A 22,158-nucleotide genomic window follows, 5' to 3' on the forward strand; every position below is an offset into this window, starting at 1 on the left:
ACGGACTGATCACGGAGCAAGCGCGACCCAGCGCAGAGGACAGTCAGGAAGGCGAGGCGGCCGTCGCCACTTCCTTGTCTCCGCTCAGAACGCGTCCGTAGGCGCGCAGGGTGTCCTCCGCCACCCGGTCCCACGAGTACCGCGCCCGCACCCTGTCGGCCCCGGCGATCCCGAACGTCTCGCACGCCGATGCGTCACTGAGAAGCCGCCGCAGCGCTCCCGCCAGTTCCTTCGGACTGCGCGGCGGGACCAGCAGTCCCGTGACGCCGTCGACGACGGTGTCGGTCAGTCCGCCGACCGCGGTCGCCACGACCGGGACTCCGCAGGCCATCGCTTCCAACGCCACGATGCCGAAAGGTTCGTACCAAGGCGTGCAGACCACCGCGTCGGCCGAGCGCAGGAGCGCTGGCAGCTGTTCGCGCGACACCAGCCCCGGCAGGCGCACGCGGTCGGTGACACCTGCCCCGTCGGCGATCGCGAGCAGCCGCCGCACCTCCGGAGCCTCGGTGAGCGGACCCGAATCCGGACCGCCCGCGATGACCAGTTCCGTGTCCGGTAGCGAGACCAGCGCGGCGATGGCGAGGTCGAAACCCTTGCGCGGCACCAGTTTTCCGACGCTGACGATCCGGTGGGCGGCCGTGCGGGGAGCACGCTCGCCGTCCGGGGTGAACTTGGCCGGGTCGACTCCACAAGGGACGACGGAGACACGTGAACGCGGCACGCCCATCCGCACGAGTTCGGAGACCTCGTCCGAGCACGTCGCGATCACCCGGTCGGCCTGTTTGGCGATCATCCGTTCGAGCCGGATCCGCTCAGGCGGACTGGTGTCCTGTTTGCCCTGATAGCGCTGTTTCACCACACCCAGCGCGTGAAAGGTCTGGATCACCGGGATTCCGAGATCCTTCGCCGCGAGAACCGAAGCCAGGCCGGACATCCAGAAATGCGCGTGGACGACGTCCGGCCGGTCCTTGGCCCAGCGGGAACGCAGCACCCGGCCGAACTCTCCCATATGCGGCAGCAGCTCGTCCTTCGGCAGTTTCCGGGCCGGCCCCGCCGCGACGTGGACGACGCGGTAGCCGTCGGGCGTCTCGACCGTTGCCGGGACGCGCCGGTTCTCCCGGCGCGTGTAGACGGTGACGTCGTGTCCCTGCCTGCTCAACGCGGTGGAAAGCTCGGCCACGTGGACGTTCCGCCCGTCGGCGTCGGCTCCGCCGAGAACGGCGAGAGGGCTGGCGTGCTCGGAAACCATCGCGATCCTCATCGGACTCCTTCCCGCCGCGGTCGGCGAAGTCAAGCGGCCACCTCTGCCAGCAGGGTGTCCCAGCGCTCGAGGAACGCCTCGAGCCCGTAGTGGCTCAAGGCGAACTCACGTGCGGATTTTCCCGCCCGCACGGCGAAATCGGGTTCATGGATCAGCTCGCGGTAGGCCTTCGCGAGCCCGTCGATGTCCGTGGAGACCTCGAGTAACGACAGGCCGCGCAGGTCGCCACCGGGACGCAGCGCGGGATGACGGCCGTCGAGATCCTCGCTGCCGATCCCGTACAGGCCGACCGGCGCGACGTCCGCGAAGACGGGCAGGAGGTCGCTGCCGGTGATCCGCCCTCGCCGCGCAGGTTCGTTGATCAGGGCCACGCCGTGCGGCAGCTCCCCGGTGTAGCGTTCACCCGGATCGGGGATCCCGTGCGGGACGACCACCGTGGGGGCGAGACGGGAGTCCCACATCAGGTCGTTGAAGTGGGTCACGTGGACCAGCCGGATGTCGTCACGGTCGGCCAGCGGATGCCGGGTGGTGGCCGCGTGCTCCCGGGGCGGGTCGTGCTCCACATAGACGGCGGGCACCTCCTTACCGGGGCGGCGGCGCAGCCATCGCGCGGCCAAGTGGACCTCTATGTCGAGATCCTTCAGTTCGTCGACCGGTACCTCTTCGGCGCAGGACCACTCATGGACGCTGAGTCCCCGTCCCCACGGGCCGTGCCACAGAAGGATCCGGAGCGGGGCCGCTTTCGTCATATCCGCAAGTTGCCCGTGGTGGACGGCCTAAACGTTCTCCGCGGTCTTACTTTGGTTCCGGCCGGAAACCCGCGTGGCCACGATTCCCACCGCGAGTGCCGCGAGCGCGGTCAGCGCGTGGAGGATGTTGTCGGCCCAGCCGAAATTGACCGCGTCACCGGCTAAATCGGTACTCGCCGAGAGAATGCCGAATGCGGTCAGACCCGTGAATGCCACGAAAGCCAGCCAGCTGTAGGCCGGGATCGCGGATGCTCTGAACACCGCGACCAAGCCGAGGAAGCCCAGCAGGGTACGGATTACATTGAGCATTCCGGTCGCGCTGAAGATCCATAATGTGTTCTCGCCGGCCTGATTCGCCTCGGGAAGGAAGAAGAAGCCGAGCACACCCACTATGAGGTGAACCAGTGCGATGACCAGTACCACCGCCCGCAGCGGGGAGCCTGCCGTACGTCGGTTCATCGGGAACGCCTCCGTTTCGCCACCAAGTTCGTCGAATACCCCAAGATGACGTCGTGAAACGCCCCCGGCCAGTGGAAGCCGGAGGCGATTCGGACGCGATGGTCAACCCGATTGCGGGTCGGTGTCGTCGTGGGGGTCACCGGACGACGTGCCCTGTTCTCCTCGCACCTCTTCGCGATCTTGCTCGTCTTGCTCGTCCCCGCTCCGGGACTTGTGCTGGTGGGAATCGGCATCCATGGCGCTTCTCCTTCAGTCGCTTTCCCTGCGGCTACCCCTTCGGCCCCGTTTCAACCCTGGCACGCCAGGCCTTTGTGGACGTTTGGCGCCACACGACCGGGGTAATCCCGGGCAACAACGGTGAACCGGAGGGGACATGACCGCGATCTCCAGTGCAGCGATTCCACTCGCCCCTGCGCGGCCGAGGCTGCTGCGGCCACCGGGCGTCTATCGCCCGCAAGACGACACCTGGCTACTGGCGAACGCGTTGAGCGCGTCGGGAATGCCTTCCGGAGCGAGAGTTCTCGACCTCTGCACCGGGACAGGGGCGCTCGCGCTGACGGCGGCGGCGCACGGCGCGGGGTCCGTGACCGCCGTCGACATCTCCCGGCGGGCGCTGGCCACGGTCTGGGTCAACTCGCGGCTGCGCCGCCTTCCGGTCCGGCCCCTTCGTGGTGGCCTGGCCGAAGCGGCCCGCGGTGGCCCCTTCGACGTCGTGGTGACGAATCCGCCCTATGTGCCCTCTCCGGTGCCGGCCGTCGGGGCCGCGCGGGCGTGGGACGCCGGACCGGACGGCCGGATCGTGCTCGACCAGGTCTGCGCACAGGCGCCGTCCCTGGTGGCGCCCGGCGGGTATCTGATGATGGTCCATTCCGCGGTCTCCGGGCCGGACAAGTCGCTGGACCAGTTGCGGGCGGCGGGATTGACGCCGGCGGTGGTCGCCACCCGGTCGATCCCCTTCGGACCGGTGATGCGGGCGCGGGCGGCCTTCCTCGAAGCGGCAGGCCTGATCGTGGCTGATCAGCGGCACGAGGAACTGGTGGTGATCCGTGCCGACCGGCCGTAGGACCAAGGTCCGGCTCGACCCCGGCGGGCCCCTCCTGGTGGAGGGGCCGGTCGAGATCGTCATGGACGACGGCGAGACGGTGACCTCGGACCGCTTCCTGGTCGCCCTGTGTGCCTGCCGCCGCAGCAAGCGCTACCCGTTCTGCGACACCAGCCATCGTCGCCGCTCACGGCAAGGGGCGCAGCGGCCTGAGGAGTGAGGTCTCCCCGGCTGACCAAGTGCCCAGCAGGTGCTCGGTCAGCCGGTTCTCCAGCAGGTCGGTGGCCTGGATGCCCAGCGCGATGTCCGCCGCCAGTTCCGGCTCCCGGTCGAGCAGATCACCGACGACGTCGTACCGCAGCACCTGCTCGTGCACCGCGTCGGCCTCGATGTGCTCGGTGTAGAAGTACCGGCATTCCTCGGCCGCGCCGAGACGTTCCAGCGCCTGGTCCATGCGCCGGGCGGCGGGCGCGGTGGTGATCTCGGCGGCGGCGAAGTGCCCGACGAGTGCGCCACGCAGGCTTCGGTGCAGGCCGAACAGCGACATCATGTTCACCGTCGCGAGCGTCTGGGCCGGGACGTGGTCGAGGTAGGCGAGATAACCGCCGGACAAGCCCGCCGCGGTCAGCAGATCCGCGAACAGCCGGGAATGCGCCTGCTCGGCCCGCCCGCCTCCGAACTCGTCGAACTCCACGGCGACCAATGCCGCCTTGGCCTTGCCCCGCAGCCGCGGGATCACCCAAGCGTGGGGGTCGGCCTCCTTGAGGTGGTAGATCGACCGATGGGCGAAGTACTCCTCGACGTGCCACCATTCGCCCTCGTCTCGGAGGAAGTGCGAAACCCCCGCACCGTCGACCGGCTCGATCAGCAAGTCGTCCAGCAGACCGTGGACGTCGGTCCCGCCTGGTACGGCGGCGCGGATGCCGTCGAGGAACGAGCGCTCCAGAACGGACCGGAAGCCGAGCAGGCGGGAGTCCCATTCCCAATCGGAGTCCACACCGTCGAAGCCCTGGTAGTGCAGCTCGTAGCAGACATGCAGCGCCAGTTGCAGATCCTCGCCGAACGGGTCGGCGTCGGTCGCGGCGTCGAGGTCGAAATCGGCACGGCGTCCGCCTGCCAGGATGTCCACTACGGCGGCCGAGAGCGGGCCGCGGGTCTCGGGCAGCCTCGCGGCCACCTCACGGTCGATCGTCGTCATGCTCCGGGAGTACCCGATCTAGCCGTGCGGAACCGTCTCTTCGGTCAGCATCCGCAACACCGCGACCTCTCCGTCGGCCGCGGCCCGGCGCTGCCGTTCGGCGCCGGTGCCTTCCCGCTCCAGACGGCCGAGGAGGGTGTGCACGAGATCCCGGTCGCCGGTGTCCTCCAGCGCCCGCTCGGTATGTGTGAGCAGCGCGGCGACCCGGTCGCCCACCGGCACCGGCTTTCCGGCCACCGGGTCGACGGCGGGCCCGGAGAGGCCGTGACGCGCGGCCGACCACACCGCGGCGGCGGCGATCTGCGGATCCAGCGGGGTGGCCTCCATCCCGCGGTCCAGTTCGGCGAGCGCCGTGCGCACCAGCGCGCGGGTCAGCAGCCCCTGCAGGACGGCTTCGTCCACAGTCGACGCGGTGTCGGCGACGCGGACCTCGACGGTCGGCCAGCGTGTGGACGGCCTCGCGAGCCAGAAGGTCTGATTCTCGTCCACCAGGATCCCGCAGTCCACCAGCTTCCCGACCTGCTCCTCGTATCCGGCGGCGTCCACGAAGTACGGGGCGATGCCGGAGCCGGGGAAACGGCTCTGCTCCACCATCCGCCAGCTTTCGTATCCGGTGTCGCGCCCGCCTTCGAACGGCGAGTTGCCCGACAACGCCAGCAGGGTGGGGAGCCATTCGCCCAGGTGATTCACGACCGCGACCGCGGTCTCGCGGTCCGGCACGCCGATGTGCACGTGGCAACCGCAGGCTTCGTACGCCTTGACCACACCGGCGTACAGCGCGTCGACCTTGCCGAACCGGTCGCCCGCGCCGTAGTCGCGGTCGGGAGAGGGACGCAGGGGAGTGCCGGAGGCGATGATGGCGCAGTCCTCGCTCGCCGCCGCTTCGGCGAGGGTGCGGCGCCCCGCGGTCAGGTGTTCGTACAGCTCGTCGGCGGTTTCGCAGATGCCGGTGGCGGCTTCGATCTGCGTCGGCCGTAGTTCCCGGTGGACCGCCGCGCCCTCCGGCAGCGGGCAGCAGACGCGATGCCGCTCGATCACCGCCTCCGCCCGGGGACAGCTCACCCCGGTTCTGGGATCGACCAGCAGGAACTCTTCTTCGACACCGATGCCGGTCATCACCGCTCCTGCTTCCTCGGCAGCGCGCGCACGGCCGGTCCTTGGATCACCGACCCGTCCAGGCCGAACCGCGAACCGTGGCACGGGCAGTCCCAGGTCTTCTCCGCGTTGTTGAACGCGACGAGGCAGCCCAGATGGGTGCAGTGGGCGCCGACGGCGTGCAGTTCACCGTCCGGATCGCGGTAGGCCGCGACGAGTTCTCCGCCGTCGCGGGTCACCTTGGCCTCGCCGGGCACGAGTTCGTCCAGGGAGGCGGGTTTGCGCAATGCGCTGAGGTGGTCGCCCACCAGGAACTTCGCCACCGTGGCGTTGTTCTCCACCGTCGAGATCGCGGACCGGAGGTCGAAGCGGTTGGGGTCGTACAAGCTCGCCGACGGGTTGTCGCGTCCGGTCAGCAGATCCGCGAGCAGCATCCCGGCCGCGGTGCCGCCCGTCATCCCCCACTGGCCGAAGCCGGTGGCGACCCACAGGTGACGGCTCGCCGGATGGTAACGCCCGACGTACGGGACGGAGTCCACAGTGGACAGATCGTGGGCCGACCACCGGTGGGTGACCCGGCGCACGGCCGCGTGCTCGCTCGCCCAGCTCGCCAGCCGTTCGTAGCGGCTCTCGACGTCGACGGAGTCGCCGACGCGGTAGTGCTCGCCGCCCGCGATCGCGTACGGGACACCGTCTTTGAGATAGCTCCGCACGGAGTGGTGGGTGTCGGCGTCCAGATACATCCCCTCCGGCGGCCGGTCGCCCTCGACCGGCCCGGCGACCACGAGGTCGCGGACCGGGTCGAGCCGGGCGAAGAACAGGCCGCGGTCGAACACGGGGTAGTGGGTCGTCACCACGACCTCGCCCGCCCGCACCTCGCCGGAGCTGGTGCGCACCTTCACGCCGCCGAGTTCGTCGACGCCTTCCGCGCGCACACCTTCGACGATCGTCCCTCCCGCGCGTTCGATCTCGTCGGCAAGGGCGAGCAGCCAGCGGCGCGGGTGGAAGTGGGCCTGCGACGCGAACTTCACCGCGCCGAGGGCAGGCACGTCGAGGTCGACCTCGGTGACATAGGACGCGGGAAGCCCGGCTTCGGCCGCGGCTTCCGCCTCTCGCTCCAGGCTTTCGAGCGTTCCGGGATGGGTCGTGTAGACGAAACTGTCGGCGCGGGTGAAACCGCAGTCGATGCCGAGTTCGGTGGTGGCCGCGGCGATCCAGTCCAGCGCGGCCGCCTGCGTGTAGGCGTACGTCGCGGCGGCTTCCGTGCCCTTGGTCTTGGCCAGCGTGGCGTACTTCAGCCCGTGCTGGGTGCTGATCTTCGCCGTGGTGTGACCGGAGACCCCAGCCGCGAGGCGGCCGGCCTCCAGTACCAGCACCGAGCGCCCGGCCCTCGCCAGCCGGTAGGCCGTGGTGAGACCGGCGATCCCGCCGCCGAGCACGGCGACGTCGACCTCGGCCGGCAGCGGTGTCCCGGTACGGTCGGGAGCGGGGGCGGTGTCGAGCCACAGTGAACGCGTTCCGGGCAACTCCGTCATGGCGCCCGGATTCCCGTGTGGCGACGTGGGCAAACCAGGGTTTTCCGGAACGTCCGAGTGGGTAGCACTGGCCTATGACCACATCCTCCAGTCCCCACGAGGAAAAGAATATTTTCGTCATCGGTCTCGACGACAGCAACGAGGAGGTGTTGAGACGGATCCCGGGCGCTGACCGGTACCGCTTCCACGCCCTGCTGACGCCGGAAGAGCTTCAGCACGGTGAGATCCCGATCGTGAAGCTCGTGCAAAAGGCGGAGTCGCAGTTGGACGCCTTCGAGGGAACGATCGACGCGATCGTCAGCTATTGGGACTTCCCGTCTTCGACGATGGTGGCCATGCTGTGCGAAAAGTACGGCCTTCCCGGTGTTTCGCTCGAAGCCGTGCTGAAGTGCGAGCACAAGTACTGGAGCCGCCTCGAACAGGCGAAGGTGATCGACGAGGTGCCGTCGTTCGGCATCGTCGACCTGGATCAGGACGACCCTCGGCCGCCTGAAGGCGTCGACTACCCCATGTGGCTCAAACCGGTGAAGTCGTTCTCTTCGGAGCTGGCCTTCCACGTCACCGACGAGGACGAGTTCGACAAGGCCGTCGCCGAGATCCGGGCGGGTGTCGACCGGGTCGGCAAGCCCTTCGACCGCATCCTCGGCACGATCGACCTCCCCGCCGCGGTGGCCGACGTCGGCGGGGCGGCGTGCCTCGCCGAGGGCGAACTCAGCGGAGTGCAGGCCGCGACCGAAGGATACGTCTACAAAGGACAGGTCACGGTCTACGGTGCCCTGGACTCGATCAACTATCCCGACACCGCCTCTTTCCTGCGGCACCAGTACCCCTCGCAGCTGCCGGAGGACGCCGTCGAGCGGATGAAGGAGATCTCCGTCCGCGTCATGGAGCAGGTCGGCTTCGACAACGCCACGTTCAGCATCGAGTTCTTCTGTCACCCCGAATCCGGGCAGGCCTGCCTGCTGGAGATCAACCCTCGGCATTCGCAGTCCCACGCGGAACTGTTCGAGTACGTCGACGGGGTGGCGAACCATCAGATCATGGTCCAGCTGGGCCTCGGCCAGGATCCCGGACGACGCCGGAACCAGGGTGACTACCGGATCGCGGGCAAGTGGTACTACCGCCGCTTCCGTGACGCGCTGGTCACCCGGGTGCCCACCCGCGGCGAGATCGCGGACCTGGAGGCGGAGATCCCCGGGGTGAAGATCGAACTGGTGGCCGAGAAGGGAATTCAGCTCTCGGAACTGCCCGAACAGGACAGCTACAGCTACGAACTCGCGCATATCTTCGTCGCCGCGCAGACCGAACGGGAGATGGAGAGCAAGTACCGCCGGTGCACCGAGGCGCTGCGGTTCGACTTCGAGGAGGGATAGCCCATGCGGACGGTGGCTTCGCTGCCGTACGAGATCACGGAGGAGGAGCACGTCTGGATCCCGGTTTCCGACGGCGTCCGGCTGTCGGCGCGGATCTGGCGGCCGGTCGCTTCGGACGGCGAACCGGTCCCGGCGATCCTGGAGTACATCCCGTACCGGCACCGCGACCTGACCTCGGTGCGGGACTCCGTGCATCATCCGTACCTCGCGGGGCACGGCTACGCCTGTGTGCGCGTGGACATCCGCGGTTCGGGGGAGTCGGAAGGGGTGCTCGCCGACGAGTATCTCGAACGGGAGCAACTCGACGCCGAGGACGTCCTGGAATGGATCGCCGCGCAGCCCTGGTGCTCGGGCCGCACGGGGATGATGGGCATCTCCTGGGGCGGGTTCGCCGCCCTCCAGGTGGCGGCACGCAAACCGCCGAGCCTGGCCGCGATCGCGATCTCGTCGTTCACCGACGACCGGTACTCCGACGACATGCACTACATGGGCGGCTGCCTGCTTTCGGACAACGTCGCCGAGGCCTCCACGATGTTCGCCTACGCGACGTTGCCGCCCGATCCCGCGCTGGCGGGTGAGCGGTGGCGGGACCGGTGGCACGAACGGCTGGAGAACTGCGGCCTCTGGGTCGGCGAATGGCTGGGACATCAACGCCGGGACGACTACTGGCGGCACGCGTCGGTCTGCGAGAACTACAGCGACGTCCAGGTGCCCGTGCTCGCCTCCAGCGGCTGGGCGGACGGGTACTCGAACGCGGTCTCCCGGCTGCTGGCCAATCTCGACGGGCCGCGGCGCGGCCTGATCGGGCCGTGGTCGCACAAGTACCCGCATCTCGGCCGTCCCGGGCCCGCCATCGGCTACCTCCAAGAGCTGGTCCGCTGGTGGGACCACTGGCTGAAGGACGTCGAGAACGGCGTCATGGACGGGCCGATGCTCCAGACCTGGATGCAGGACAGCGTGCCACCGTCGACCTCGTACGAGGATCGCCCCGGCCGCTGGGTCGGGGAGCCGTCCTGGCCCTCGCCGCACGTCCACCCGTCCGAACACCGGCTCGCCCGGCACCGGATCGCCCGTCCGGGCGAGGACGTCCCGGAGGAGGACCTGTCGGTCGAGTCGCCGCTTTCGGTCGGTCAGTTCGCCGGTAAGTGGGCCTCCTACAGTGCTCCGCCCGACCTGCCGTACGACCAGCGGGAGGAGGACGGCGGCTCGCTCGTCTTCGAAACCGACGAGCTCACCGAGCCCTGCGAAATCCTCGGTTCGCCGGTGGTGGATCTGGAGGTCTCGGCGGACAAAGCGGTCGCGCAGGTCGCCGTCCGGCTGTCCGACGTCGCGCCGGACGGCAGAGCGGCGCGAGTGACCTATGGGCTGCTGAACCTGACCCACCGGGACGGGCACGAAGACCCGGAGCCGTTGGAGCCTGGCAAGCGGTATCGGGTGCGCGTCGAGCTCAACGCCGTCGCGCAGGTCTTCCCCGCCGGGCACCGGATCCGGTTGTCGATCTCGTCGTCGTACTGGCCGTTGGCGTGGCCGCCGCCGGAGCCGGCGATGGTGACCGTCCACACCGGACGGAGCACCCTCACGCTTCCGGTGCGGCCGATGGCGGAAGCGGACGAGGTCCCGGCGCGGCCGTTCGGTGAACCCGAAGGCACGGAACCGCTGCCCGCGACCCAGGTCGAACCCGGCGAACAACGCTGGACCGTTTCCCGCGACCTGATCGACTACCGGTCCTCACTCGACATCGTGAAGAACGAGGGCAAGGTCCGGTTCGAAGACATCGATCTCGACGTCACCAGGAACGTGTTCGAGCGCTACTCGTGGGTGGCCGACGACTTCTGTTCCCCGGTGGCGGAGACATCCTGGTCGATGACGTTCGCCCGTGGCGATTGGGAAGCCCGGTCCGAGACTCGCACCCGGGTGTCCTGCACTCCCACCGAATTCGTGATCGACGCACAGCTCGACGCGTACGAAGGGGAGCGAAGGACGTTCTCTCGCAACTGGCATCGGACGGTTCCCCGTGATCAGGTCTGAGACGAGTCTCGTCGCCAAATAGCTACTAGCGTGGGTGCGCCTCATCAACGGAGGCGCACCCACGCCGTACTCGATGTGAATTCGCGGCGGAACTCGCGTGTTCGCCCTCCAATCACGCGAGTTCCGCCTTCAATCACGCGAATGACGGCGGGCGGACCCGCTAAGCCGTTCGGACGGCCAGCAGGTCCACGACGTCTTCCGCGCGCCCACGCTTCTCGAACCGTGCCCGTTGCCGGTCGGCTCCACCGCCGTCGGCGACCAGCCGGGCGAGGCCGTCGCGGACGAAGTCGAGATCCCCGGTCTCCTCGAGCGCACCGGCGGCGAAGCTGACGACGTCGTCGAGCACCTCGCTCGCCGGGGCGAGGTCACCGGTCCGGAAATGCGGGCAGCGGCCCGAAAGCCCTTCCCGTGACGCACGCCAGATCTGGGCACGCAAGACTTCGTTGGACAGGTTCGCGGGGCTCTTCTCCGAGCCGAGGACCGTGCCGACCAGCCCGCGGACGAGTACCCCGAGCAGCGCCGCTTCGCCGGGAGTGGCCGCGACGTCGGCGAACCGGAACTCCACCGTCGGCTGCTTCTCGGAAAGCCTTACGTCCCAATAGACCATCGCGCGATCGAGGATGGCGCCCGCGCGAAGCCAGGCGTCGACGACGCTTTCGTAGTGGTCCAGCGAGGTGAACAGCGGCGGCGAACCGGCCGAAGGCCAGCGATTCCACTGCTGGTAACGCCAGCTGGCGTACCCGGTGTCGTACCCGTCGCAGATCGCGGAGTTGGCGGTCACGGTCAGCAACACGGGCAGGAAGGGCCGGACGTGGTTGATCACCCGGATCCCGGTTTCCCGGTCGGGGATGGCGATGTGGACGTGACAACCGCAGGTGTGCGACGTCCGCGCGGTCGCCCCGAAATGTTCGGAAATCCTTTCGTAGCGCGGATTCGGGGTGATGGCGGGCAACGTCGTTTCCGCCAGCGGTGCGCTGCCACTGGGCAGCAGGCGGCAGTCCCGCCGGGCGGCGGCTTCGGCCAGTTCCGCCCGCAGCGCCGTCAGCTGCCGCTCGGCTTCGTCATGTGTCGTGCAGATGTCGGTGGCCGATTCGGCCTGCGAGCGGGTGAGCTCCTGCTGGAGTTCGCCCTGATCCTCCTTCGCGGCGTCCACGACGGCGTCCCCCGATGGGGAAAGGTGACCGTCCGGGCCCACTACGAAGAACTCTTCCTCGACCCCGAAGGTGAGTACGTTGTCGTTCACAACCGCTGATACCCCCGGCCGTCTCGCGACAAACTTTGTTTTCGCAGGTCGTGGGCCGGGTATCTCGGGGCAATGAACCGGAAGTCGGAGGAGCCGCCGTATCTGCTGGCCGCGCAGGCCGGCGCAATCGTGCGTCACCTGTACGGACGGCTACGGGCCGGAGAACAAGCGTCGCCCGCTGACATCTGCCGCACCATCGGGGCGCTGCAGCAACTCGCCGACGACCTCGCCGACGTCTTGCCGGGCTTGCAGGGACAACTCGAAGAAAGCCTCCTGTCCGGTCAGCTCGGTACGGCCGACACGGCGGGAGAGGCGTGGGACAAGGTCGCCGACGTCGGCTACGCGCTCGCCCAGGCTCGCACGGGCGGTCTGCTGATGGCCGCGGAACTGCGTGCTTCGCGGCGGACGCTCGGAGAACTCGCTTCTTCGTGACGAGCCGCGCTCAGCCCACCGGCTGAGCGCGGACCACCGCCACCGGGCAATGGGCGTGGTGCAGCGCGTCGTCGCTGACCGAACCCAGCAGCAGACGGCGGAGGTCGCCGCGATCGCTCCGGCCGAGCACCAGCAGCGCGGCCTCACTGGACTGCACGGTCAACGCCTGCGCCGTGGGTCCCACCCCGTGCACCATCTCCACGGAGACCTCCGGATAGCGCTCGCGCCACGGCTCGAGCTGCCGGGCGACGAGTTGGTCGGCGACTTCCTGGGGGATGCCGGGCGCGGGATCCAGCACCGGCCCGCCGAGCAGAGGTTCGCTCGCGGGGCCCCAAATCGGCATGCGTGCGACGTGGACCGCGTGCACGGTGAGTCCGTGACGCGATGCGAAGTCGAAGGCGAAGCCCGCCGCCTGCGCGCTCTGCTCCGAGCCGTCGGTACCGAGGATCACCGGCCCGCCCGGAGGCGGCTCGTCGCCGCGCACGACCACGACTGGACGTCCGGCGGTCTTGGTCACCTCGGATTCCGTCGAGCCTGCGACGGCCCTGGTGAACAACCCGGTGTGGGATTCGCCCAGCACGATCATCGCCGCGTCCGTCTCGTCGGAGACCGAGGTCAGAACCTGCTCCGGAGTACCGCCGCGGACGACCGTGCGGACGTCGAGATCGGGCTCGGAGCGCTCCAGGGCTTCCGCCATCGAAGCGAGCTGCCGCCGGGCGGGCTCGACCTCAGCCGCTTCGTCGGCGGCTTGAGGGACCGCCTCGTTCAGCGGCGTCGCGACGGGGTCCGAGCCGGGCGGGGGAAGACGGTCGTGGGCGCAGTACACGAGGACGAGGCCGAGGCCACGCGTTTTCGCCTCGGCGACCGCCCAGCGGACGGCGCGGCGCGCCTCCGGCGATCCGTCGAAACCGGTCACCACCGGCCCTGTGCCGGTCTGTGCAGCGGACATGGGACATCACCTCCGACCTCGCGGTGATACCCGCTTTCGGCGGTCTTCAAGCGCAAGGACGGTTTCACGGGACCGGGCAGCGGCCTCAGGTTGATCTTCGACCTGTCCGAACTCGGGTTCCTCGGGGTGCCAGGCGTTTCGTGGCACGTCACAAGGGGCCGGTGGCCTTGCGGGCCGAGAGGGCGGCGTGCAGGAGGGCGACGTGCTCCAGCCGGGTGGGGTCCAGCCCGGTGAGATCGGCGATCCGGCGCAGCCGGTAGTCGACCGTGTTGGGATGGACGTGCAAGGCGGCGGCCGTCTGACGTCGTCCTCCGCGGCGAAGGAAGGTCTCCAACGTCTGCAGGAGTTCCTCGTTGCCGTCCAGCGGTGCCAGCCGGATGGCCAGCCGGTCGAGCGCCGGACCGGGGCGCGAAAGCTGGTATTCGAGTAGAACGTCGTCGAGCCGGTACAGCCCGGGCGGGCGCCCGGATCCGGTGGCGACCGCGAGTACGTCCTGCGCGAGTTTCGCCGCCGCGGGCACCCCGGACGGCTCGGCCGCAGCGGTGCCGGCGATGACTTCGGCGCCTGCCGTGCGGGCGACGTCGGCGAGGACCCGCCCCAGCCGCGTCCAGTCGTTTGTGGACAGTTCTCCAGCCGGGATTTCGTACGGTAGCAAGGCGATTCCGCCTTCGGAAGTGAGCGACGTCAGCGCCGTGCCCCGGACCTGGCGCTCCAGTTCCACCCGAAGCCGCCGGAGTTTCCGGCGTCCGGCGACCAGTGGGTCGACCCCGGTGGTCGCCTCGTCCGGATGCGCCCCGACCGACGCCGCGAGCACGATGTAACACGGCGGCAGGCGCACACCGGCCTGTCCCGCCGCGACCTCCGCGGGCTCGCCGTCGAGCAGGGCGGACAGCAGCGCGTGCCGCGCCGAACGCTCGTCGTCGAACATCGTCCGGCGCTCGTCGAGATATCCCGCGCCGACCGCGGGAGTGACCACTTCCAGGTAACGCAGGGTGAGCGCATTGACCGCGAGGACGTCGGCGACCTCGTCCGGACGCGCGTCCGGCGTCAGCGATGCCCAGACCACCTGGATGCCGATGTGATACGCGGTGAGCACGATGTCGATCGGAATGCCCTCCTCCGCGCGCCGGGCCGCCGATTCACGAAGGAAGTCGAGTTCCTCCCGCGTCGGCGGGGACCCGGTGCGCAGAGTGTCGATGATCGAGCGCAGGTTCTGCTCGATCACGTGCGTGATGTCGCCGCTGAGTTCCTCGGCGGGCAACAGCCCGTACTCCGGGATGCGGGAGACGATCTCGGCTAGGACCGTCTTGGTGAGCGACGGCAGGACCTCGGTCAGCCGTTCCGCCAGCGGACGTCCGCCGATGCGGAATCCTGGTTCCTTGTCACCCGTCACAACCACTCATCATGACAGCCGGTCAGCGAGTGAGCGCGTCCCGTGCCGAGTCGAGGGTCGGATGCACGGTGAAGACGGCGTCGAGGCCGAGCAGCGACATCGGACGCAGCAAAGCTCGCTCACGGGTGACGATGATGAACGGGACACCCGCTTCTTCGGCCTTCGCGCGAATCTGGACAAGAGCGGTGAAACCGGACGAATCACAGAAGCTCACCAGGGACAGGTCCGCGATCAGCGCCGCCGGTGTGAACAGAAGCTCTTCTTCCATCGCCCGACGCAGATCGGCGGAGACGGCAAGATCGATTTCACCCGAGACGGTGACGACCGTATCGGTACCGGACGCGGTGACCGAGATGTCGAGAGAGGACACGAATCTCCGTGCTGACCTGGGTGGATCGGAAGCTGGAGCGCGGTAGTCGGTCAAGTTGACTCCTTGCCGGTACGAGGGGCCGGCTCCTGCCCAATGGGCATGCCGGACCCGGAGGAAAGGACCCGGCGGCTGGTGTCTGAACCGCGACTGGTCAACCGTAGCAGCCCTGTGGGGCGACCCGCCGGATGAGCGGCGCCCGGGTCCGTCGCCGGGATCCCGGCTCAGGCCGTCGCGCCTCTGCGCGCACGGCTTTCACCGACCATGAGCTCGTCGAGGTCGGGGTGGACCTCGTCGGCTCGATTCCACCGGGCGGCCGCCAGCTCGACGGAGCCTTCAGCAGCCGCGACGTTCCCAAGACCGATGTAGGCGCGCGCGGTTTCGTAACGGCTTCCGCAGGCTTCGGCACGGTCCGCGGCGGCACGATACGCCGAGGCGGCCAGGTCGTGACGCTCCGTGTGATACCAAGCCCAGCCCATGCAGTTGAGGGCCATCGCGGCATCGAGGTCCAGCCCCAGCTCGTCGAAGACGGCCAACGTTTCGGCGGCGAGCGTGGCGGCTTCGGCGGGCCGCCCGAGCGCGGTCAGCACCAAGGCGATCCCGCGGTCGGTGATCGCGGCGTTGCGGTGATTGCCGTCACGGACGTAGGCCGCGCGCGCCTGCCGGAGATCCCGCAACGCGTCGTCATGGTTGCCCCGATAGTGCTCGGCCCAGCCGCTGTGCGCGAGTGTCGTGGTCTCCCCGTGACCGTCACCGATCCGCCGGAACAGCGCTAGAGCTTCGCCGTAGCACGCCGAAGCTTCGTCCAGATCGCCGCGGTCGACGTGCGCGACCCCGAGATTGGCCGTGGTGGTGGCGAGCGCCCACGTGTTCCCGACGGCCTCGGCGGACGCGCGCGCCCACCGATGGGTGTCCAGCCAAGGATCCCAGAGTTTGGCCACGAAGAAGTAGTCACGCAGGAAGAAGGCGAGCTGCCAGCATCGGTCGTACTCACCGCGTTCATGCGCCGTCCTGCAGAGGGCGACCAGCCCGGGCCATTCGGCGCGGAACCAGGACATCGCCATCTCACCGTCGTCCAGCCGCGCCGGTTCCGGGATCCCCTGGTCGAAGACGATCTCCGGGACGAAGCGGTGCGGGGTGAGTTCCTTGTCGGCCTGAGCCGCGGTTCGCACCGCGAAGGCGGCTAGCCTGCCGAATGCCTTCATTCCGTCCTCCGCGTCGGTCAGTACGAATTCGCTCGCGAACGCGCGCAGCAGGTCATGGAATCCGTATCGGTCGGGTTCCGGCTGGGTGAGCAGATGGGCTTCGTGCAAGCGGTCCAGCAGCCGGTCGGTCTCCCGGAACGGAAGAGCGCTCAGCGCACTCGCGGTATGGATGTCGACGTCGGTCCCGGGATGGATGGTGAGCAGGCCGAAGAGTCTCGCTTCGGCGGCGCTCAGCTGCTGAACGGACAACCGGAACGCGACGGCGAGCGAGCGTTCGCCGTCGTCGAGCTCGCCGAGACGAGCTGTTTCGTCGGCCAGCCGCCGATCGAGTTCCGCGACGTCCCACGACGGATGGGCGCGAAGCCTCGCCGCGGCGATCCGGACCGCGAGGGGGAGCCGGGCGCATCGTCGGACCACCCTGGTGACGGCGGCGTTGGCGGGAACACCGGTGATCGTGGTGAAGAGATCGACCGCCGCATCGAGCGGGAGCATGTCCAAGGAGACGTGCGCGGCGTCGTCGAGCGCGCTCAGCCTGGACCTGCTGGTGATCAGCACGCGGCATTTCGGCTCGGCCGGAAGCAGCGGGCGCACTTGAGCGGCGTTGACCGCGTTGTCGAGTACAAGGAGCAGGCTGCGGCCGCGAAGCCGGGAGCGATACAGCGCCGTCCGATCGGCAGGATCGGCCGGGATACGGTCCGCCGGCACACCGAGGACGCGCAGCAGCCTGTCGTGCACCGCGGCGGGCTCGCCGGATTCGTCACGCAGATCGACGAACAGGCAGCCGTCGGCGAATCCGGACTCCAGCCGGTGCGCGCACCGCACCGCGAGTTCCGTCTTGCCCACACCGCCCATACCGGACACGACGCAGACACCTCCGTCGGCTTCGAGCGCCGTGCGGATCGCCCGCAGTTCGGTGGTCCGCCCCGTGAAGGAGGGCGTCGCCGGCGGTAAGCCGGACGGCCTGACGTCCGGCCGTGTCCTGCGCCGCCCGGGTTCGCCGGGCAACAGTGGTTTCAGCGCTCCCTCCGCGCCGAGTTCGGTTTCGCACAATGCGGCGAGTGCCGGGTTCGGCGCGGAAAGCCCGGTCTCGACTTTGCTGAGGTAGCCCTTGCTGTAGTGGGTGCGAACGGCGAGTTCGGTGAGCGAAAGACCGGCCGCTTTACGGCGGCGTCTCAATTCGGCTCCGAACGTGGCTCTCTCGTTCATCGGCCCCCATCCTCGTCGGAGGATCAGTATGGCCGTGTGGAAGATGTTTCGGCAGCGGCCTCCGTCCGCCGGCCGGATCCGCGGACCCGGCCGGCGGCCGCGCGAGCGTTCCATGGTCGTCGATCGTCCTCAGCCGAACACGAAGCCGAGCAGGGCCAGGATCAGGCCGATGGTGTGGGTCTGCATGGTCAGTCCACCTCCTTTCCGCGCGTGGCGACCGGGTTCGCGAGTGCGGTTCCCGGTGCGCCGCCGGGCACCACGCCGACGACGAGCGCGATCGCCCACAGCCGGAAAGCCGGCCGTAAGAGCAGTGAAAGCGAGCACTTGACCTTCATTCCGACTCCTTCGATGTGCGCGTCAGGGCGGCACTCGACAACGCGGAAACCGCTGGTTGGGGTGTTATTCGCCGCGAATTGCGGCGACTCACCAAGAATGCGTCGCGGGTTCGGCGGCGACAAGGAGTTTCCTGTTTCCCATCTGGGTGGGAAAGGGAAACCCGAATAACGATCGTCGACACACGGGCCGCGACCGGCTGGACACGGGCCGCCGGGCTGACGACTATTGACCACCGTGCTCGAACCACTAGGGGAGGACTGGTGACCGTCAGCGCTGTTGATCTGGCCGGCGAATTGAAGCTGCTTCGGCGGGGAAGGGGAATCGCGGCGCCTCAGCTCGCCGAACGGGCGGGCCCCGCGCTGCGCGCGGTCTGCGGTACGGCCGGGGGTGCCGAAAACGCGGCCATCCGGAGAACGTTGGGCGAATGCCTGTCCGAGTGGTCGCGTTCGTTGCCCGAGGATCTGGGCACCGCCGTGCTGGCCGCGCTCGGGCTGCACCCGGAGGCGGTGCACCCCTTCTATCAGGAACGGGTGCGCTGGCTCGCCAAACATCTGCAGCGTGACGAGCGGACCGCTCGCCGGCGTATCGACGAAGGCATCGATCGGCTCGCCGAGGTCGCCGTGGCGTCCACAAGCGAATCCTTCGAGGCGGCAGCGGCTCAGCCCAGCAGGAGGTGGCACACGGAGGAGCTGCGAGTGACGCTGGCGCTCGATCAGCCGGTGCCGGAGGTTTTGGAATTCCGCCGGATCGTCGCGGACGCCGACGACATCACCGAGCTGGATCTCGCTCTGACCTTGACCGACTCGGTCTATCGTGGTGAAGCCATCGGCGCCGACGACCTCCGGGTGGACGTGTTCCACGGTGGACGGCTGATCGGCCGGGCGATGGAGTCCACCGATCGCGTCGGCTTGGCGTTACGCTTGCCCAGACCGCTTCAACGGCAGAGCAAGCACGAAATCGCGCTGCGGTACAAAGCGGAATTCAGGCACCCGCATTTCGTCTGCGTCCCCCGTCATCCGGTCGAACTGTTCGACTTGCACGTCCGGTTCCCCCTGCCGATCCCGGCGGAAGTCGTCCAGCTGGAGCGGGTCTTCCAGGACGACGCGAGCGACCAGGCGGCACGAGGATCCTCCTTGACGCCGGACGCTTCCGGTGAGATCCATGTCCAGTTCCGGCACCTGGCACCGGGTTTCGCCTACGGAGTGCGCTGGAGGACGCCAGTACCGTCTGACGGTTAGAGAGGCAACCGTGCGCGGGTAGCGCTTTCGCGTGTCTGGATGGACGCCGGTGATCGCGCCGTCGCGAAAACTGTCCTTGATTCGCGGATTATTTCGCAACGGACAGAATCAGGACAAGAAATCGCGGGCTGCAACGTCTTCACCGATTTCCCCGATCATCGGGTATTCGGATCGCGAACGCCCGGGAGAGAGCATGGGAATCGCCACTGACGCCACGGCCGCGGGAAACGGCGCGGCCGGCGCCCTGATCGTCGTCGTGATCGCCGTCCTGTACCTGGGCTACACCGCCTTCAAGAGACACGGATTCCGGCCGCGGCGCGTGGAAACGACACTGAGCGGGCACCAGCTGCGGCAGGTCTTCGGGAAAAAGGTCGCGAGGTTGGGCTGGTCCGTCGTGGACGACGGCAATCCCGTGGTCGCCCAATCCGCGGCACCCGACGCGGTCCGGCAACGGATCTCCCTCAGGATCTCCGAGACGAACGGCCGCACGGTAGGTGAACTGGCCGTCATCCTTCCCGAGAAGAAGACGCTCGGCGATACGGCGAAGGCGTACAGCCTGCGATGGCGGATGAACGCTTTCATCGCGCAGGTCCGCCGGCTCGATTCCGCCGCGAAAGTGTTGGGCTGAGCCGATGGCGACCATCGACACTCGCCTGAACGACGGCGAAGTCCAGGGATATCGCACCTTGACGAACGTGGCTCGCCCGTCGGGCCGACTGACCGAAGAAGTGCTCGCCCCGCTCGTCGCGGCGGCGAAGAGCGCCGATCCGGACGCGGTGCACGCGTTGCTGGCCGTCGTGAAGCCGATGCTGGTGCGCTACTGCCGCGCGCGGATGGGCGGCCGCGACCTTTCCTACCTGTCGGCCGACGACGTCGCGCAGGAGGTGTGCCTCGCGGTCTTCAAGATGTTGCCGGCGTATGAGGATCGAGGTGGCTCGTTCCTCTACCTCGTGCGGGCGATCGCGGCCAACAAGGTCGCCGACGCCTTCCGCATGGTTTCCCGTGACCGATCCGACCCCGTGCCCGAGCTGCCGGAGGCCGGATCGGTCCGCAACGAGCCGGAGAGCCACGCGCTCGGCGTCGACCTCGGCGTGCGGCTGGGCAGGCTCGTCGCCAAGCTCCCGAGAATGCAGCGAGAGGTGCTCACCCTGCGGATCGTCGTCGGCTTGACCGCCACCGAGACCGCGGCCGCACTCGGGTTGACACCGGGCAACGTGCGGGTCAAGCAACACCGGGGCTTGGTGAAGCTACGCGAACTGGTGCGCCAGGAGGACGACTTCTAAACGTACGCCTGCTATTCCAGGACGGGATCGCCCCAGGCCAGTTCCGGGAACCACCTGGTGTCGGTCGTGCCAGCGCGGTGGAATTCCAGCCGGAGCGTCAGCACCCCGGTGACGCCTATATCGATCGTGGCAGGCTTTCCCAGTGCGACCTTGACCTCGGGCGATGGTCTTCCGTCGAGGAACACCCGGAAGTGTCCGACCTGGAAAGGTTCCACGGCGTCGTCGAGGACGCCGGCCACCGCGGTCAGCCTTCGGTAGGCCATTCCGAGGTCCACTTCGACGAAAGCGAGTCGCTCCGCCGCTCGCAGGACGATGCTGTCGGCGTAGTGCACGTCGTTGATCCGCGCGCCTTCCGTCCGGATGCCGCCGCTGCACGCCCGCCATTCCAGACCGGTCGCGAGCGAAGTCCGGTGTGATCCGGTCGCGCTCGCCGCGCCGCCGGTCCACTGGCCGCGCTCGGGCCGCTGGTGCCGGGCTCTGCCCGTGATCGCGGCCAGCAGATCCTCCACGCCCTCCTCGGTGAACGCGTCGACCGGGTACCTCGTGGTGGAGAACGGGTTGAGGAAGTTCGGAATGTCGTCGACGGACTGCTGGGGGAACACGACCGGGAGTACCCTTTTGATCTCGCGGCCGAGATCCCTGGTCAGCCGATCGCGGATCCGCGCGGCCTCGAACTGGGATCCCCGTCCTTCGTCGAACGCCGCCGTTCCCTCGGCACGGCGTTTGTACTCCGGGGAAGCGATGACCACTACGAAATTCGCCGTGTCGAGGTGCTTCAACGCCCACAATGACCAGTCGCGACGTTCGTTGTCGTCCCATTGGTCAAGGTGCACTTCGAGGCCGATCCGGCTGTGCAGGAAATCCGCGAAGAGGCGGACCCGATCTTTGTGCTCCGGTGAATCATGTGCGTAAGTGACGAACACGTGCGGCGGCTCGTTGCCTGCCATGGAAACTCCTGTCCGGTGAAGGTGACCCGTTCCGCGGGTGCGTCGCATTCTTGACGACGGGGCGGTCGAAAGCACTCGTTGTCATCCGCTTGTCATCTTTCTGTCTTTTCCGTACTCGCCTGCGCTGTGGTGTCCAGTTTTTGTCTTGTTTTTGGACCTTTTTAGAAACCCTCGTTGGCCCCTACGATCAGGGCTGTCCAGCGGATCGGGGTGCGAAGGGGCGATGGCGCTCGTGTACGAGTACGACGTGTTCATCAGCTATCGCCGTGGTGGAGGCGACGCCCCGGACTGGGTGCGGAATCACTTCCACCCTCGGTTGCAGAGAATCCTGGACGACAATGTCGACTACGACGTCAAGATATTTCTGGAGGACAGCGTTCCCGTCGGGGGGAAGTGGCCCCAGGAGATACGGGACGCGTTACAACGCGCCCGGATCCTGGTCCCGGTCTGCTCCCCGAAGTACTTTCGCGATGAGTGGTGCCTCGCCGAATGGCATACGATGGCGAAACGGGAGGAAATCGTCTCCGGTAGCGGCTCGGTGAAGCCAGGAAGATTGATCTACCCGGTCATCTTCAGTGACTCGGATTATTACCCCGACTACGCCCACGAACGCCGGATGCGCAGCTTCCGGAATTGGAACAAGCCTCATCCGCAGTATCAGAACACTCCCGAGTACCTCGACTTCGACCGTGAGATGGAACGAATGGTGGAAGAACTGGTGGAGATCATCGCCCAGGCGCCGCCGTGGTGTCCCGGGTGGCCGGTCGAAACGCCGCCACCCGAACCACCGAGACCGTCGAAGCTGCCGAGGTTCTGACC

Annotated in this window: 23 protein-coding genes; 9 read left to right on the plus strand and 14 right to left on the minus strand. The window is 68.1% G+C overall.

Going from position 1 to position 22,158, the window contains the following annotated elements; all coding sequences use genetic code 11:
* Positions 1 to 43 precede the first annotated feature (43 nt).
* The 4 genes from ACZ6DT_RS07645 to ACZ6DT_RS07660 all read right to left on the minus strand — a co-directional run bounded on the left by ACZ6DT_RS07645 (position 44) and on the right by ACZ6DT_RS07660 (position 2,706).
* Complete coding sequence (locus tag ACZ6DT_RS07645) at positions 44 to 1,261, minus strand: glycosyltransferase (protein WP_465590188.1); 1,218 nt, start codon at positions 1,259 to 1,261, stop codon at positions 44 to 46.
* Between the two features lie 29 nt (positions 1,262 to 1,290).
* A complete protein-coding gene (locus ACZ6DT_RS07650) occupies positions 1,291 to 2,010 on the minus strand; it encodes a glycosyltransferase (protein ID WP_465590190.1) in 720 nt (239 codons plus the stop codon).
* Positions 2,011 to 2,037: 27 nt separating this feature from the next.
* Positions 2,038 to 2,469, minus strand: a complete 432-nt coding sequence (locus tag ACZ6DT_RS07655) for a DUF4383 domain-containing protein (protein WP_465590193.1) — start codon at positions 2,467 to 2,469, stop codon at positions 2,038 to 2,040.
* Between the two features lie 102 nt (positions 2,470 to 2,571).
* Positions 2,572 to 2,706 (minus strand): hypothetical protein, encoded by a 135-nt coding sequence (locus ACZ6DT_RS07660; protein WP_465590196.1) that lies wholly within the window; start codon positions 2,704 to 2,706, stop codon positions 2,572 to 2,574.
* Positions 2,707 to 2,842: 136 nt separating this feature from the next.
* On the opposite strand from ACZ6DT_RS07660, the gene ACZ6DT_RS07665 reads away from it, so the two are divergent.
* Both ACZ6DT_RS07665 and ACZ6DT_RS07670 read left to right on the plus strand, forming a co-directional pair.
* Positions 2,843 to 3,532, plus strand: a complete 690-nt coding sequence (locus tag ACZ6DT_RS07665; protein WP_465590199.1) for a methyltransferase — start codon at positions 2,843 to 2,845, stop codon at positions 3,530 to 3,532.
* Positions 3,516 to 3,731, plus strand: coding sequence for a CDGSH iron-sulfur domain-containing protein (locus tag ACZ6DT_RS07670; RefSeq protein ID WP_465590202.1), 216 nt, complete (start codon positions 3,516 to 3,518; stop codon positions 3,729 to 3,731). Before ACZ6DT_RS07665 ends, ACZ6DT_RS07670 begins: the two co-directional genes overlap by 17 nt.
* On the opposite strand, the gene ACZ6DT_RS07675 is transcribed toward ACZ6DT_RS07670, so the two are convergent.
* The 3 genes from ACZ6DT_RS07675 to ACZ6DT_RS07685 are packed head-to-tail and all read right to left on the minus strand — an operon-like array spanning position 3,699 to position 7,339.
* Complete coding sequence (locus ACZ6DT_RS07675; protein ID WP_465590205.1) at positions 3,699 to 4,709, minus strand: iron-containing redox enzyme family protein; 1,011 nt, start codon at positions 4,707 to 4,709, stop codon at positions 3,699 to 3,701. The two genes, ACZ6DT_RS07670 and ACZ6DT_RS07675, sit on opposite strands and share 33 nt — an antisense overlap.
* An 18-nt stretch (positions 4,710 to 4,727) precedes the next feature.
* On the minus strand, positions 4,728 to 5,825 hold the full coding sequence (locus tag ACZ6DT_RS07680; RefSeq protein WP_465590208.1) for a carboxylate-amine ligase: 1,098 nt from the start codon (positions 5,823 to 5,825) through the stop codon (positions 4,728 to 4,730).
* Positions 5,825 to 7,339, minus strand: a complete 1,515-nt coding sequence (locus ACZ6DT_RS07685; RefSeq protein WP_465590211.1) for an FAD-dependent oxidoreductase — start codon at positions 7,337 to 7,339, stop codon at positions 5,825 to 5,827. The genes ACZ6DT_RS07680 and ACZ6DT_RS07685 overlap by 1 nt, the downstream gene beginning before the upstream one ends.
* A 74-nt stretch (positions 7,340 to 7,413) precedes the next feature.
* On the opposite strand from ACZ6DT_RS07685, the gene ACZ6DT_RS07690 reads away from it, so the two are divergent.
* Entirely contained in the window at positions 7,414 to 8,712 is a 1,299-nt protein-coding gene (locus ACZ6DT_RS07690) for an ATP-grasp domain-containing protein (protein ID WP_465590214.1), read from the plus strand.
* 3 nt (positions 8,713 to 8,715) lie between these two features.
* Complete coding sequence (locus ACZ6DT_RS07695) at positions 8,716 to 10,740, plus strand: CocE/NonD family hydrolase (RefSeq protein WP_465590216.1); 2,025 nt, start codon at positions 8,716 to 8,718, stop codon at positions 10,738 to 10,740.
* 160 nt (positions 10,741 to 10,900) lie between these two features.
* Here ACZ6DT_RS07695 and ACZ6DT_RS07700 read toward each other — a convergent pair whose 3' ends face one another.
* Positions 10,901 to 11,983 (minus strand): carboxylate-amine ligase, encoded by a 1,083-nt coding sequence (locus ACZ6DT_RS07700; protein WP_465590218.1) that lies wholly within the window; start codon positions 11,981 to 11,983, stop codon positions 10,901 to 10,903.
* 72 nt (positions 11,984 to 12,055) lie between these two features.
* On the opposite strand from ACZ6DT_RS07700, the gene ACZ6DT_RS07705 reads away from it, so the two are divergent.
* Entirely contained in the window at positions 12,056 to 12,415 is a 360-nt protein-coding gene (locus tag ACZ6DT_RS07705) for a hypothetical protein (RefSeq protein WP_465590221.1), read from the plus strand.
* 10 nt (positions 12,416 to 12,425) lie between these two features.
* Here ACZ6DT_RS07705 and ACZ6DT_RS07710 read toward each other — a convergent pair whose 3' ends face one another.
* From ACZ6DT_RS07710 to ACZ6DT_RS07730, 5 genes are all read right to left on the minus strand, one after another.
* Positions 12,426 to 13,364: a universal stress protein gene (locus ACZ6DT_RS07710; RefSeq protein WP_465590224.1), complete on the minus strand. Its 939-nt coding sequence runs from the start codon at positions 13,362 to 13,364 to the stop codon at positions 12,426 to 12,428.
* 148 nt (positions 13,365 to 13,512) lie between these two features.
* Positions 13,513 to 14,757: a PucR family transcriptional regulator gene (locus tag ACZ6DT_RS07715; RefSeq protein ID WP_465590227.1), complete on the minus strand. Its 1,245-nt coding sequence runs from the start codon at positions 14,755 to 14,757 to the stop codon at positions 13,513 to 13,515.
* 22 nt (positions 14,758 to 14,779) lie between these two features.
* The gene (locus tag ACZ6DT_RS07720; protein ID WP_465590230.1) at positions 14,780 to 15,127 is read right to left on the minus strand and encodes an STAS domain-containing protein; all 348 of its coding nucleotides are present in this window, start codon (positions 15,125 to 15,127) and stop codon (positions 14,780 to 14,782) included.
* Positions 15,128 to 15,348: 221 nt separating this feature from the next.
* Positions 15,349 to 17,535: an ATP-binding protein gene (locus ACZ6DT_RS07725; protein WP_465590233.1), complete on the minus strand. Its 2,187-nt coding sequence runs from the start codon at positions 17,533 to 17,535 to the stop codon at positions 15,349 to 15,351.
* A 188-nt stretch (positions 17,536 to 17,723) separates the two neighbouring features.
* Positions 17,724 to 17,870 carry a hypothetical protein gene (locus tag ACZ6DT_RS07730; RefSeq protein WP_465590235.1) on the minus strand — a complete coding sequence of 49 codons (147 nt, stop codon included), beginning with the start codon at positions 17,868 to 17,870 and terminating at the stop codon, positions 17,724 to 17,726.
* A gap of 261 nt (positions 17,871 to 18,131) precedes the next feature.
* On the opposite strand from ACZ6DT_RS07730, the gene ACZ6DT_RS07735 reads away from it, so the two are divergent.
* The 3 genes from ACZ6DT_RS07735 to shbA are packed head-to-tail and all read left to right on the plus strand — an operon-like array spanning position 18,132 to position 20,392.
* Positions 18,132 to 19,109: a hypothetical protein gene (locus ACZ6DT_RS07735; RefSeq protein ID WP_465590238.1), complete on the plus strand. Its 978-nt coding sequence runs from the start codon at positions 18,132 to 18,134 to the stop codon at positions 19,107 to 19,109.
* Positions 19,110 to 19,158: 49 nt separating this feature from the next.
* Entirely contained in the window at positions 19,159 to 19,737 is a 579-nt protein-coding gene (locus ACZ6DT_RS07740) for a hypothetical protein (protein ID WP_465590240.1), read from the plus strand.
* A gap of 4 nt (positions 19,738 to 19,741) precedes the next feature.
* Positions 19,742 to 20,392: an RNA polymerase sigma factor ShbA gene (gene shbA, locus ACZ6DT_RS07745; protein WP_465590242.1), complete on the plus strand. Its 651-nt coding sequence runs from the start codon at positions 19,742 to 19,744 to the stop codon at positions 20,390 to 20,392.
* An 11-nt stretch (positions 20,393 to 20,403) separates the two neighbouring features.
* On the opposite strand, the gene ACZ6DT_RS07750 is transcribed toward shbA, so the two are convergent.
* Complete coding sequence (locus tag ACZ6DT_RS07750; protein WP_465590245.1) at positions 20,404 to 21,339, minus strand: SEFIR domain-containing protein; 936 nt, start codon at positions 21,337 to 21,339, stop codon at positions 20,404 to 20,406.
* Between the two features lie 223 nt (positions 21,340 to 21,562).
* On the opposite strand from ACZ6DT_RS07750, the gene ACZ6DT_RS07755 reads away from it, so the two are divergent.
* Positions 21,563 to 22,156 (plus strand): toll/interleukin-1 receptor domain-containing protein, encoded by a 594-nt coding sequence (locus tag ACZ6DT_RS07755; protein WP_465590248.1) that lies wholly within the window; start codon positions 21,563 to 21,565, stop codon positions 22,154 to 22,156.
* The last annotated feature ends 2 nt before the right edge of the window (positions 22,157 to 22,158 follow it).

The organism is Amycolatopsis sp. NPDC041971, assembly GCF_055588925.1.

Excerpts from the sequence above, each read along its gene's own strand:
- ACZ6DT_RS07645 (WP_465590188.1), bottom strand. The coding sequence starts at position 1,261 with ATGAGGATCGCGATGGTTTCCGAGCACGCCAGCCCTCTCGCCGTTCTC.
- ACZ6DT_RS07730 (WP_465590235.1), bottom strand. The coding sequence starts at position 17,870 with ATGAAGGTCAAGTGCTCGCTTTCACTGCTCTTACGGCCGGCTTTCCGG.
- ACZ6DT_RS07705 (WP_465590221.1), top strand. The coding sequence starts at position 12,056 with ATGAACCGGAAGTCGGAGGAGCCGCCGTATCTGCTGGCCGCGCAGGCC.
- ACZ6DT_RS07675 (WP_465590205.1), bottom strand. The coding sequence starts at position 4,709 with ATGACGACGATCGACCGTGAGGTGGCCGCGAGGCTGCCCGAGACCCGC.
- ACZ6DT_RS07750 (WP_465590245.1), bottom strand. The coding sequence starts at position 21,339 with ATGGCAGGCAACGAGCCGCCGCACGTGTTCGTCACTTACGCACATGAT.
- ACZ6DT_RS07710 (WP_465590224.1), bottom strand. The coding sequence starts at position 13,364 with ATGTCCGCTGCACAGACCGGCACAGGGCCGGTGGTGACCGGTTTCGAC.
- ACZ6DT_RS07660 (WP_465590196.1), bottom strand. The coding sequence starts at position 2,706 with ATGGATGCCGATTCCCACCAGCACAAGTCCCGGAGCGGGGACGAGCAA.
- ACZ6DT_RS07655 (WP_465590193.1), bottom strand. The coding sequence starts at position 2,469 with ATGAACCGACGTACGGCAGGCTCCCCGCTGCGGGCGGTGGTACTGGTC.
- shbA (WP_465590242.1), top strand. The coding sequence starts at position 19,742 with ATGGCGACCATCGACACTCGCCTGAACGACGGCGAAGTCCAGGGATAT.
- ACZ6DT_RS07690 (WP_465590214.1), top strand. The coding sequence starts at position 7,414 with ATGACCACATCCTCCAGTCCCCACGAGGAAAAGAATATTTTCGTCATC.
- ACZ6DT_RS07665 (WP_465590199.1), top strand. The coding sequence starts at position 2,843 with ATGACCGCGATCTCCAGTGCAGCGATTCCACTCGCCCCTGCGCGGCCG.
- ACZ6DT_RS07755 (WP_465590248.1), top strand. The coding sequence starts at position 21,563 with ATGGCGCTCGTGTACGAGTACGACGTGTTCATCAGCTATCGCCGTGGT.
- ACZ6DT_RS07695 (WP_465590216.1), top strand. The coding sequence starts at position 8,716 with ATGCGGACGGTGGCTTCGCTGCCGTACGAGATCACGGAGGAGGAGCAC.
- ACZ6DT_RS07650 (WP_465590190.1), bottom strand. The coding sequence starts at position 2,010 with ATGACGAAAGCGGCCCCGCTCCGGATCCTTCTGTGGCACGGCCCGTGG.
- ACZ6DT_RS07685 (WP_465590211.1), bottom strand. The coding sequence starts at position 7,339 with ATGACGGAGTTGCCCGGAACGCGTTCACTGTGGCTCGACACCGCCCCC.
- ACZ6DT_RS07725 (WP_465590233.1), bottom strand. The coding sequence starts at position 17,535 with ATGAACGAGAGAGCCACGTTCGGAGCCGAATTGAGACGCCGCCGTAAA.
- ACZ6DT_RS07680 (WP_465590208.1), bottom strand. The coding sequence starts at position 5,825 with ATGACCGGCATCGGTGTCGAAGAAGAGTTCCTGCTGGTCGATCCCAGA.